Below are 10,870 nucleotides of genomic sequence, written 5' to 3'. Positions count from 1 at the left end.
TTCACCTACGAGATGCCTCTCTTTTCGGTCAATATGAACTCTAAGCAAGTCCTATTTTCCTTGAGAAGACAGGCATTCTCGGTTTAAATCGCCGATCGAAGCCGAACCACACCGGTGGATTCAGGCTTAGCCCAGAAGGAGCGCGGGCCAGGTACTCAGGCGGCATCCACTTTCACCGCCCGATCCGGATCGCCCATCTCGTGGAAGTCCATGCCAGAGCTATCCTGGTCGCAGGGCAAGACATCCACATCAGCGTCCTTGTTCGTTCCGCCCCGGCGAGCCAGCCGGAGCATCTGTCACTGACAACACGTTGCATGATGATCTTCACAACGGGCGACGGCCACCCGGCCCCGTTAGCCATCCATGAACGGACCGCTGAGGACAAACGCCTGGCGACTCACGCACGCGAAATTATCAACATGAGGAGCGAACTCACAAAGATCAGCGATCACCTGATCCGCGCGGGGGGATCTGATAACCCAGCCGGCTTTCCCGACCTCACCAGTAAGTGAACGCCCAAGCAACCACCCATCACGTGAACCAGGCTAACCGACGAGTAAACCCCCTGTGGCTCGTCCCTGCAGGATCTTTTCCAACGACCAACAGGCCGACAGGAGGGGCTTTTCTGGTCCTGCCTGTTATCGCGGCGTAGAAAGTGACGGATGCACTGGCCTGCCCGTGCCTGGCCCTGTTAGGGATCGAGCCTGGATCAAGAACTGGACGCGGTGGCGGCCAAGGTGGTCCAGCGCGAGTCAGCCCAGCAGTGCCCCCGCCAAGACAGGAACAAAGGCAACGCCATCAGCGCGGGTTTGCTGCCGGCGACTCAGTCCGTTTCCGGGCCCGAGCAGTAGTGGCAGTCGGGCTCACAAGATGCAGCTTCTAGGACCGTGACCGTGACCGGGCTGGCCAGGCGCGTCAGTGCTGCTTCGGGGAGTGGCTCATTGGTGCGCCGGTATACATGAAGGGTGTTCATCAGGGTGTCTCGATATCGATGCGGTAGGCGTAGCTTCGTGTTTCTTTTGGGGCTATATGCTCCAGGTCAGGGCGGCCTCCTTCATCGCCGCTCCAGTCCCACGGCGCGGGTAGGCCACGCCACGGTTCAATGCATAGGAAACCGCCTTCGGGCGGTGACCACAATGCCAGCTCCGTGAAACCACTCCAGCGCAGGTGAATGGTCCGTCCGCTAGGAGACCGGTACTGAAGGGCTGCACTGCGGAGGGCCTCCAGGATAATGGCGCCTTCGACAAAGTGTTCGGGAGCGAGCTTCAACTGCCCACCGGCAAGGGATAAGTTGCGGAAGATTCCGGGCAATAGGAGATTGTCATGTGTTCTCCGAATGTTGCCCGGCTCGGGTCGCTCAAAATGGACTGTGTGCTCTTCGGCCGCGGCTGCAGGGTCAAGGGGCCAGTTGAACGCCGGGTGTGAGCCGATGCCGAAAGGTGCGGCCCGGTGCCCGGGATTGTGCACCCGGAATTCAACGAGAACCCCTGAGTTGGTCAGCCGGTAGCTGATGTCGAGCCGGAAGGGGAACGGGTAGTGCCTGCTGGTGAAGGGCGAATCGTTGAGGGATAAGGTGACGTGATCAGGGCTCTGGTCGGTCACCTCGAAGTCGAGGTCCCGGGCGAAACCGTGATGGCCCAGAGGGTATTCCCGGTTGTCTACCCTGAGTAGGTCAGCGGGATGCCGGCAGATCGCTGGAAAGAGTATCGGAGCGTGGCGGGGCCACGCAGGTCCGGCTTGCCATAGATACTCGTGTCCATCCGGTCCGACCAAAGATTGCATCTCGGCACCGCGGATGGCGACTGTCAGCTCGAACCCATCACGTGCGAGAACGATCTGCTGGGTTGCAGACGAGGGAACGCGCTCCATCAGTAACTGTTCTTCCGGCCCATTCGGTCCCATTAGAACCCTGGTTTACCGGCTCTGTAGCGGTACGGGGAAGTCCGTGAAGGTCATTGGGCTGGCCGGAGCATGGGGTTCCACTTGGGGAGCGCGTGCCTGTGCAGCCAAACCACCGTCGATGTTGAAGACCTGGCCGGTGATGTAGTCCGATTCGTGGGAGGCGAGGAAAACGACAGCGTGGGCAACGTCTATCGGGGTACCTTGGCGCCCCAGTGGAATTTGGGCATGCTGCAGGTCGCCGGCGTCCCAGGCCATACGTCCATCGTGGACGTTGATGGAACCAGGACGAACAGCGTTGGCGCGGATACCCCAGGGGGCAAGGTCCACGGCAATGGCCCGGGTGAAGGATTCCATCGCTCCCTTGACCGCGTCATAGGGAATCTGCTCGCGGTGGGCCCGTGCGGCTCCGTGGGAGCTGATGTTCACAATGCTTCCCGGAAGGCGCGCAGTAGCTAGGCGGCGCGCCATCCGTTGGGAGCAGGCGATAAACATAGTGGTGTTCGCTGTTACAAATCGCTGCCACTGGAGAGGATCGACGCCGAGGAAGGGCTGGAAGCAGGATTCGCTGACGCGGGTATAGGCGTTGTTAACCAGTACATCAACTGGCCCCAGGGCGGCTTCGACTTCCGCGAAGAGTCGGTCAATGTCCTCGATGTCCGTCAAATCCCCTGCTGCTGGAAAGGCTCGTCCGCCTGCCCCGTTAATTTGGCGGCAGACCTCCGCCGCGCCGGCGGCATCGATATCAGCCACGGCGACGGCTGCGCCTTCTTCCGCAAGGCGAAGTGCGATGGCCGCCCCGATGTTGTGCGCCGCTCCCGTCACGAGGGCCACACGGCCCTGAAGCCTGAGTTGCGAAGCTTGAGGATTCTCATGTTCATTGCTGGGCATCATGACGTCCTTGTCTGCGGGGCCTCAACTGATGATGTTCGCGAGGCCGAGTACTTTCTTTCCCTGCCAAGGTATACCGCCGTCCCGATGAAAGCAATACCATCCCGCTAATTGGGACAATTGAACCGCGCTGCCTCCACGTGAACAGCAACGCCTCGCTGCTGTCAGCCCAAAATCCGGACTTACGGCCGGCCCTGTCCCTTACGCAGCCCCAGTGGGACGCCAATGGTAAATAACGATCCGACCAGCGAACTTCCAAGGTAGAAGAAGCTCCAGTTGTCCCGATGAAAGGGAACGTGTCCACTTAATCGGAACTTTATCTTGTGATCGCGATTACGTTGCGCTACCTTGAACGTAAGCAATTCCCATCTACTACGTGAGCGTCCCAATAATCGGGACTATATATTTTCCAATAGCCCCAACGGCGGGTGCTGAGCTTTAGGAAGGTTCGTTATGACGATGTCAGCCAACAGTCTGCGGACGGGCAGGGGCACTGGCCCTGTCCCCAAACCTGGATTGATCTATTTCTTTGGTGCTTTGGGAGGCATCCTTTTCGGCTACGAGACCGGCATCATCGCCGGCGCCTTGTCCTACATATACGCCACCCCAGGATTCACTCAAAGCGCGCTGACCACCGGCCTGATCGTCGGCGGCATTTCTATTGGTGCGATCATAGGCGCCGTCACTGCCGGGAAGCTCTCGGACCGTATCGGTCGGCGGCGGGTCATCCTGATTCTGGGCATCATTTTCATTGTCGGATCCTTGGCCTGTGCCGTGGTCCCGAACAACGAACTCCTGATCGCCGGACGCATCTTCCTGGGACTGGGCGTCGGCGGTTCATCCGCGCTGGTGCCCGTCTACCTCTCGGAAATGGCTCCGGCCAAAGCCCGCGGACGTCTTGCGGGCCTGAACCAGCTGATGATCGTCACCGGCCTGTTGCTCGGTTACGGTGTCAATTTCCTTTTGGCCGGCACTGGCGACTGGCGACTGATGCTCGCCAGCGGCGCGCTGCCGGCACTTCTCCTGGTGGCAGGTCTTCCATTCCTGCCCGAGAGCCCCCGCTGGCTCATGACCAAAGGACGCCGCGAGGAGGCCTCCCGACTGCTCTATGCCACGCGGTCCGCTGAGGAAGCAGCAGCCGACATCGAGGCTATTACCCGTGTCGAAGCGCAGAGCTCGCGGTGGGAACTCCTGGCCAAGTGGGTCCGGCCGGCCGTCATCGTTGGAATCGGTATCCCCATTCTCTGCCAGGCAACCGGCTTGAACATGGTGACCTACTACGCCCCCACTATTTTTGAAAGCTTGAACCTGCCCCATGAAAATGCGCTGATCTTCACCATCATCCTGGGGACGATCAAGGTGATTTCGGTAGCGATCGGGCTGCAGTTCATCGACCGCGTCGGCCGCAGGACCCTGCTCGTTGGCGGAAGTGCCTGCATGGCGGTGTGCATGGCGTGGATGGCCTTCGAGGCGAGCAAGGGCGACCAGATCAACCCGGTATCGATGCTCGTAGCCATGTCGGTCATGTTTGTCAGCTACTCGCTTACTTGGGGGCCCGTGAACTGGGTCGTGCTCGGTGAGATCTTCCCGCTGCGTGTCCGTGGAGCGGCGATGGGCATGGCCAGCATGGTCACCTGGTTCGCGACCCTTGGTATCACTCTCGGGTTCCCGCTGCTGCGAGAGGCACTTGGCCTTTCAGGAACCATGCAGCTCTTCGTTGCATGCAATGTCCTCGGATTCCTGTTCTGCCTGAAGTTCGTTCGGGAGACCAAGGGCCGCAGCCTCGAGCAAATCGAGCAGGACCTCCACGACCGCCACAATGCGAAGGTTCAGGCATCCGTACGCTAACCCTCGGGTTCGCTCTGAGCCGTCCGCAGAAGCATAACCACCGCCACCGCGATATACAGCCTTGACGAGGGGTGTTGGAGTGGCCCCCGGGCCGCTGCAACACCCCTCTTTCCAGGTTTCACACCCATCGTCGCAGACCGGCTCTACGAGTGATTCACCAGCAATGCCGATGCCGTGCCTTGCCGGTGAATCGCGGGCGGCCGCAACAGCAACTGCTGACCTGCTTGGGATCAGTTTCGCATCGCTGGTACAGCGAGCATCCCCCAAAAAAGCACGAACAGAAGGACTCTAATGAGGTACGCGCACGTCGAACATGAGGGACGCCGCTTCGCGGCAGTTGAAGTGGACGGGGGCTGGGTCGAACTCGACGGGGACCTGGATCAGGTCTTTGCGGGAAAACCGGTAGCAACGAAACCAGGGGCCGCCGTTGTTGCCACGCCACGATTTCTTGCCCCGTACACCGGAGGAACAATTTTCGGCATCGGACTGAATTACCGGCAGACCATCCTGGAAATGGGTTTTCCTTTGCCCACCGAGCCTTATCTCTTCCCCAAGCTCGCGAACAGTGTTACGGGCCCGGACGCGCCTGTCGTGGCTGACCCCGGCGTGAGCAGAGAAGTGGACTGGGAAGGCGAGCTTGCCGTCATCATCGGCCGACGGGCTTCCAAAGTACCCGCCGTAGAGGCCTTGGACCACGTGTGGGGCTATACAGCTGCCAACGACGTCTCTGCCCGCGATGTCCAACGGGCGGATCCGCAGTGGGTACGAGGTAAAGGGCTGGACACGTTCTGCCCCCTGGGGCCAGTGGCCGTGACACGGGATGGGATTCCCGATCCTCAGGATGTCCGCATCCGCACCTGGATTGACGGCGAACTGGTGCAGGACGGAAATACCTCCGACATGCTCTTCCGGGTCCCGGCCCTGATTGAGTACCTGAGTACGCACTTCACACTGCAGCCCGGTGACATCATCCTCACAGGCACCCCGTCCGGATGCGGCGGCTTCATGGACCCGCCCCGCTTTGTGCAGCCAGGCAGCAACATGAGGGTGGAAGTCTCCGGCGTGGGCACCCTCCACAACCCGGTAGTAGCCCGCTTGTGAGGGTTTGGCCACGGATGCCGTGCGCCTCCCGGACAGGGCGAACATCCAAAACGCCTGACCAGTCAGCGGAAATATCCAGTTGTTCCCGGCCAGCTAACGGACCAGCGCGATCTCAATGGTGGTCCCTTCCGGTCAGAAAACAGCATGGAAAGCAGACGCCAATGCCCACTACTTGCAACCATCCTGGCTGCGAAATGAGATACTTAGTCCCAGTGATCGGGACCATGATCACCTGACGGGTATAAACGCAAGTGGAACGGAAGCCCTGGGACTGGGTTTTCCGAGCCGTAAAACTGAGAGGAACGTGCATGGTATCCACCGCAGCGGGCAAGGGGTCACTGGACCGCGGACTGGAGTTGTTCAACCACCTGGCACAAACAGGCGAAGCATCGACAGCGGATCTGGTCAAGGCAATGGGAATGAGTCGCAGCGCCATGTACCGATTGGTCGAGCGCCTTCAAGAGGACCAATACATAGTTCAAACTCCAGCCGGGCAGTGGCGCCTAGGGCCCTCTATCGCCCGCCTTGCAATGGCCGCAGTGCAATCCGTCGAGGTTATGGACGTGGCCCCCGAGCTGCTGCGCGCGCTGGCCCAGCAGACGCGCGAGAGCGTAAGCCTGGGCGTTCTCAGCGGTCATGAAATGGTCTTCGTCTACCGGGAAGTGGGACCCCAGTCAGTCCGCGTCAGCACGGAACTGGGGGCCCGTCGCCCGCTCCATGCGACTTCCATTGGCAAGGCCTACCTCGCGGGCATGGGCGAAGGCGAGCGTTCCACCCTGCTGCGCCAGCTCCAGCTTCGCTCCTACACTCCCCACACGATCACTTCGAGAACCGACCTGGAAGAGGACCTAAACCGGGCCCTGGAGCGTGGATGGACGGAGGAACATCAGGAATTCGATCTCTCCAGCACCTGCTGCGGCGCTCCGATATACGACCATACGGGCCAAGTCGTCGCTGCGATCAGCGTCGCAGGGCCGGCGGACCGGATGCGGGCCCAGACAAACATAATTGGTCCACTGGCATCCGCAACTGCTGCCGCAATTTCCCGTCGCCTCGGATTTGAGCCACGCCACACTCTGCGGCAAGTGGCGACAGCAGGACAAAGCTAGACCAGTCCCCACATGCCCCTCGGGGGCCAGATGAGCCGCGTGCAAGTTCTTCAAGAACGTGCACGCGGCTCTTTTATTTCTGCTCTCAGTTCTTCCTGATCGCGCGTCACCCTTGGCAACCCTTCGACCCCCTCTGGTACACGCAGCAAAAAGATGCCATAATTTCATTAAGCGGGAACCTGTCCCACTAAATGGGAATACTGAAAGTGAGCCGACATGTTGTCAGACGATAACCAGCAAACGCCGATCGGGGATGAAGTCTTTGAACTCCTCGCCCGGGCAAGCACCTCAACCCTTGCTACACAGCTTTACAAAAAGGGGATCCGGCAGCCGTTCCTGGTGGGCCTGAGTCCTGTCGGCGACAAGTTCGACGGTTTCGTCGGCGAGGCCTACACGATGCGCTTCATCCCAGCCCGAGAAGACATCGATCCGCTGGACGACCCGTACCGCACCGGCAATGTCCTGCAGTGGGAAGCAGTTGAAGAGGTCGGCCGTCGGCAGGTGATCGTAGTCGACAGCCGCGGCGACGTCAGCGCCGCCTCCGCCGGAGACATGCTCATCACCCGGGCAATGAATCGGGGCGCGGCCGGATTCGTCACCGACGGTGCCTTCCGTGACGGGCACGCAATTGCTGAGCTAGGCTTCCCGGCCTACGCCAAGTGCATCACCGCCACCACGCGGCCCGCCTCCTTCCACGTCGCCGAACTCCAGGTTCCGATCGGCTGCGCCGGCGTTGCCGTCTACCCCGGCGACATCCTGGTCGGAGACCGTGACGGGATCATCGTCGTCCCCCGCGCCCTGGCAACGGAACTCGCAGGGCCAGCAGCCGAGCAGGAAGAACTGGAGCAATACCTCCACAACCGTGTCAGCGCGGGCGAGTCCCTGTGGGGCGTGTACCCGCCTGACGAACAGACGTTGAATGACTACCGGGCCTGGCAGCAGGAGAAGAACACCCGCGAGACGGAAAAGGTGAACGCATGACCCGCTTTGCCGATCTTCCCCGCGAAGAACAGCGATGCCGGATGGAAGAAACCATCCGCACCTACTTCGACGGCTGCAACGAAGCGGACGTTGAGAAGATGGCCTCCCAGTTCACCGACGATGCTGTTCACTACTTTCCGCCGGGGCTCGAAGGCCCCTGGATTGGAAGCAGGACCATCGCAGAGAACTGGCGCCGGCTCGTCATGAGTATCGGCTCGGCGTGGAGCATTGAACGGCTCATCGCCGAGCCCGAGTCGCTGCAAGCAATCATCGAGTGGACCCACTGGAAGACCGCCAAGGGAAGTTACCTCAGGGGCGACGAGTGGTACACCTTCGATCCCGAAACCGGCAAGATCACGGAAATCCGTGCCGCCTACGCCTCGGCACCTGACGGACGCGACGCCCTGACGATGCAGGGCTACGACTACGAGGCCAACGGCTATCACATGGCTCCGCCCGTAGCCAGGCCCCACCCGGATGCCATCAAAGCAGCATCCCGGTAGCGAGCCAGCGTCCCTTCAACGGGGCGAGTACCGACAATTCACTGACAAGACATCGAAAGGGCGCAGACATGACACGCTTTGCGGAACTCCCGCGTGAGGAACAGCGACGCCGGATGGAGCTAACCATCCGAACCTACTTTGACGGCTGCAACGAAGCGGATGTGGAGAAAATGGTCGCTCAGTTCACTGACGACGCCGTTCACTACTTCCCCCCCGGTCTAGACGGACCTTGGATTGGCAGTCGGACCATCGCAGAGAACTGGCGCCGACTCACGATGACTATCGACTCGGCCTGGTCCATCGAGCGGCTCATCGGTGAGCCTGAAACCCTCCAAGCCGCTATCGAATTCACACACTGGAAGCCGGCACGCAATGGCTACGTCCGGGGCTCAGAGTGGTACAAAATCGATCCGGAGACAGGCAAGATCACCGAGATCCGCGCTTTCTATTCCTCTGCCCCGGACAGCCGCACTGCAAACACCCTCGAAGGTTATGACTACGAAGCCAGCGGATACCACCTGGCTCCGCCCGTGAACCGCCCGCACCCGCACGCGACCACAGTTCCGGCGACGTGACTGCCGAATTAGTACTCCCCCTGAAGGCCATGCCACCGGGCATAACTCGTTGAGCGCGGGTGCACGGATAGCGCCCAGGTCAGCCGGCTTTCCCCTCCCCGTATCCATCTTGAAGAACCGACATGACACGACGGCGACAGCCGCCGCAGCCGCCCAGACTACTTACCGACATCAACCAGGAGAATAACAATGCCCCTTTTCGGACATTCATTAATTGCAGGCGAGCCGGTGGCCGGCGACGGCAAGACCACCTTCGGCTTCAACCCGGCCACCAACCAGGCCCTGGAACCCACCTACACGCTGCTCAACGAGGACCAGCTCAAGGCAGCCACCGCCGCGGCAGCCGAAGCCTCCCCCTCCTTCAGTACCCTTGACCCCGAGACCCACGCCAGCTTCCTCGAAGCCATCGCCGACAACATCGAAGCCATCGGCGAGGAACTCATCACCCGCGCCGGGCAGGAAACTGGCCTCCCCGCCGCACGGCTCCAGGGCGAACGTGCCCGCACCACCGGCCAGCTGCGGCTCTTCGCTTCCGTGGTCCGGCAGGGCGACTTCCGCGGCGTCCGCATCGACCCCGCGCTGCCCGAGCGTACTCCCCTCCCCCGCGCAGACATCCGCCAGCGCCAAATCCCGCTCGGCCCCGTCGCCGTGTTCGGGGCCAGTGGAGACACCGCCTCCGCCCTCGCCGCCGGCTGCCCGGTCGTCTTCAAAGCCCATAACGCCCACCCGGGAACCAGCGAACTCGTCGGCCAGGCCATCGCCAAGGCCGTCAAGGACAACGGCCTGCATCCCGGCGTCTTCTCCCTGGTCTACGGCCCGGGTGCGAGCATCGGACAGGCCCTCGTGGCCGACCCCGCCATCAAGGCTGTCGGCTTCACGGGCTCCCAGTCCGCCGGCGTCGCACTGATGCGCACCGCCGCCGCCCGCCCCGAGCCGATCCCGGTCTACGCGGAAATGTCGTCGCTGAATCCGGTCTTCGTCTTCGAGGGCGCCCTCAAAGGTGACATCGACGCGCTGGCCCAGCAGTATGTCACCTCTGTCACGGGCAGCTCCGGCCAGCTCTGCACCTCACCGGGGCTGCTGTTCGCCCCCGAAGGCGAACTGGGCGACAAACTCGCAGCCGCCGTCGGCCGTGCCGTTTCCGCCTGCGCCGGCCAGACAATGCTCACCGCGGGGATCGCCGATTCCTGGAACGCCGGTACCAAAGCCCTCGGCAGCGCCGGCGGCGTCCAGGTCATCGGCCAGGGCACTGCCGGCCCCACCGAAAACGCCCCCGCCCCCACGATCTTCGGCACCGGCGTCACGGAATTCAGTGGAGACACCGCCTCCGCCCTCGCCGCCGGCTGCCCGGTCGTCTTCAAAGCCCATAACGCCCACCCGGGAACCAGCGAACTCGTCGGCCAGGCCATCGCCAAGGCCGTCAAGGACAACGGCCTGCACCCCGGCGTTTTCTCCCTGGTCTACGGCCCGGGCGCGAGCATCGGACAGGCCCTCGTGGCCGACCCCGCCATCAAGGCTGTCGGCTTCACCGGCTCCCAGTCCGCCGGCGTCGCCCTGATGCGCACCGCCGCCGCCCGCCCCGAGCCGATCCCGGTCTACGCGGAAATGTCTTCGCTGAACCCGGTCTTCGTCTTCAATGGCGCCCTCAAAGGCGACATCGACGCGCTGGCCCAGCAGTACGTCACCTCTGTCACGGGCAGCTCCGGCCAGCTCTGCACCTCCCCGGGCCTGCTGTTCGCCCCCGAAGGCGAGGACGGCGACAAACTCGCAGCCGCCGTCGGCCGTGCCGTTTCCGCCTGCGCCGGCCAGACCATGCTCACAGCGGGGATCGCCGAATCCTGGAACGCCGGTACCAAAGCCCTCGGCAGCGCCGGCGGCGTCCAGGTCATCGGCCAGGGCACTCCCGGCCCCACCGAAAACGCCCCCGCCCCCACGATCTTCGGCACCGGCGTCACGGAATTCA

Annotated in this window: 10 protein-coding genes and 1 pseudogene; 9 read left to right on the top strand and 2 right to left on the bottom strand. The window is 62.2% G+C overall.

Features of this window, described 5'->3' with window-relative positions:
- Positions 1-314: 314 nt before the first annotated feature.
- On the top strand, positions 315-512 hold the full coding sequence (locus tag M8J71_RS03160; protein ID WP_256246561.1) for a hypothetical protein: 198 nt from the start codon (positions 315-317) through the stop codon (positions 510-512).
- Between the two features lie 460 nt (positions 513-972).
- On the opposite strand, the gene M8J71_RS03155 is transcribed toward M8J71_RS03160, so the two are convergent.
- Entirely contained in the window at positions 973-1,869 is an 897-nt protein-coding gene (locus M8J71_RS03155; RefSeq protein ID WP_256246560.1) for an aldose 1-epimerase family protein, read from the bottom strand.
- A 45-nt stretch (positions 1,870-1,914) separates the two neighbouring features.
- Entirely contained in the window at positions 1,915-2,793 is an 879-nt protein-coding gene (locus M8J71_RS03150) for an SDR family NAD(P)-dependent oxidoreductase (protein ID WP_256246559.1), read from the bottom strand.
- Between the two features lie 456 nt (positions 2,794-3,249).
- On the opposite strand from M8J71_RS03150, the gene M8J71_RS03145 reads away from it, so the two are divergent.
- The 8 genes and pseudogenes from M8J71_RS03145 to M8J71_RS03115 form a co-directional block, all read left to right on the top strand.
- Positions 3,250-4,638: a sugar porter family MFS transporter gene (locus M8J71_RS03145; protein WP_256246558.1), complete on the top strand. Its 1,389-nt coding sequence runs from the start codon at positions 3,250-3,252 to the stop codon at positions 4,636-4,638.
- 291 nt (positions 4,639-4,929) lie between these two features.
- Complete coding sequence (locus tag M8J71_RS03140; RefSeq protein ID WP_256246557.1) at positions 4,930-5,739, top strand: fumarylacetoacetate hydrolase family protein; 810 nt, start codon at positions 4,930-4,932, stop codon at positions 5,737-5,739.
- A 308-nt stretch (positions 5,740-6,047) separates the two neighbouring features.
- Positions 6,048-6,215 (top strand): annotated as a pseudogene (locus tag M8J71_RS23575) (helix-turn-helix domain-containing protein); the annotation flags it as partial.
- Between the two features lie 63 nt (positions 6,216-6,278).
- Positions 6,279-6,848 carry an IclR family transcriptional regulator gene (locus M8J71_RS03135; RefSeq protein WP_256246556.1) on the top strand — a complete coding sequence of 190 codons (570 nt, stop codon included), beginning with the start codon at positions 6,279-6,281 and terminating at the stop codon, positions 6,846-6,848.
- 216 nt (positions 6,849-7,064) lie between these two features.
- Positions 7,065-7,829: a ribonuclease activity regulator RraA gene (locus M8J71_RS03130; RefSeq protein WP_256246555.1), complete on the top strand. Its 765-nt coding sequence runs from the start codon at positions 7,065-7,067 to the stop codon at positions 7,827-7,829.
- On the top strand, positions 7,826-8,332 hold the full coding sequence (locus M8J71_RS03125) for a nuclear transport factor 2 family protein (RefSeq protein ID WP_256246554.1): 507 nt from the start codon (positions 7,826-7,828) through the stop codon (positions 8,330-8,332). Before M8J71_RS03130 ends, M8J71_RS03125 begins: the two co-directional genes overlap by 4 nt.
- Positions 8,333-8,400: 68 nt before the next feature.
- Positions 8,401-8,907, top strand: coding sequence for a nuclear transport factor 2 family protein (locus M8J71_RS03120; RefSeq protein WP_256246553.1), 507 nt, complete (start codon positions 8,401-8,403; stop codon positions 8,905-8,907).
- Between the two features lie 189 nt (positions 8,908-9,096).
- The coding region (locus M8J71_RS03115; protein ID WP_256246552.1) for an aldehyde dehydrogenase family protein at positions 9,097-10,870 on the top strand (1,774 nt) is incomplete at its 3' end.

Origin of the sequence: Pseudarthrobacter sp. R1, from assembly GCF_024494415.1 — a bacterium.
In the GTDB taxonomy this organism is placed as follows: Bacteria; Actinomycetota; Actinomycetes; order Actinomycetales; family Micrococcaceae; genus Arthrobacter.
This window is presented reverse-complemented; position numbering and strand designations above follow the sequence as displayed.

What these genes read in the sequence shown, in the direction of transcription:
- M8J71_RS03160 (WP_256246561.1), top strand. Translation starts at nt 315, where the DNA reads ATGATGATCTTCACAACGGGCGACGGCCACCCGGCCCCGTTAGCCATC.
- M8J71_RS03155 (WP_256246560.1), bottom strand. Translation starts at nt 1,869, where the DNA reads ATGGAGCGCGTTCCCTCGTCTGCAACCCAGCAGATCGTTCTCGCACGT.
- M8J71_RS03150 (WP_256246559.1), bottom strand. Translation starts at nt 2,793, where the DNA reads ATGATGCCCAGCAATGAACATGAGAATCCTCAAGCTTCGCAACTCAGG.
- M8J71_RS03145 (WP_256246558.1), top strand. Translation starts at nt 3,250, where the DNA reads ATGTCAGCCAACAGTCTGCGGACGGGCAGGGGCACTGGCCCTGTCCCC.
- M8J71_RS03140 (WP_256246557.1), top strand. Translation starts at nt 4,930, where the DNA reads ATGAGGTACGCGCACGTCGAACATGAGGGACGCCGCTTCGCGGCAGTT.
- M8J71_RS03130 (WP_256246555.1), top strand. Translation starts at nt 7,065, where the DNA reads ATGTTGTCAGACGATAACCAGCAAACGCCGATCGGGGATGAAGTCTTT.
- M8J71_RS03125 (WP_256246554.1), top strand. Translation starts at nt 7,826, where the DNA reads ATGACCCGCTTTGCCGATCTTCCCCGCGAAGAACAGCGATGCCGGATG.
- M8J71_RS03120 (WP_256246553.1), top strand. Translation starts at nt 8,401, where the DNA reads ATGACACGCTTTGCGGAACTCCCGCGTGAGGAACAGCGACGCCGGATG.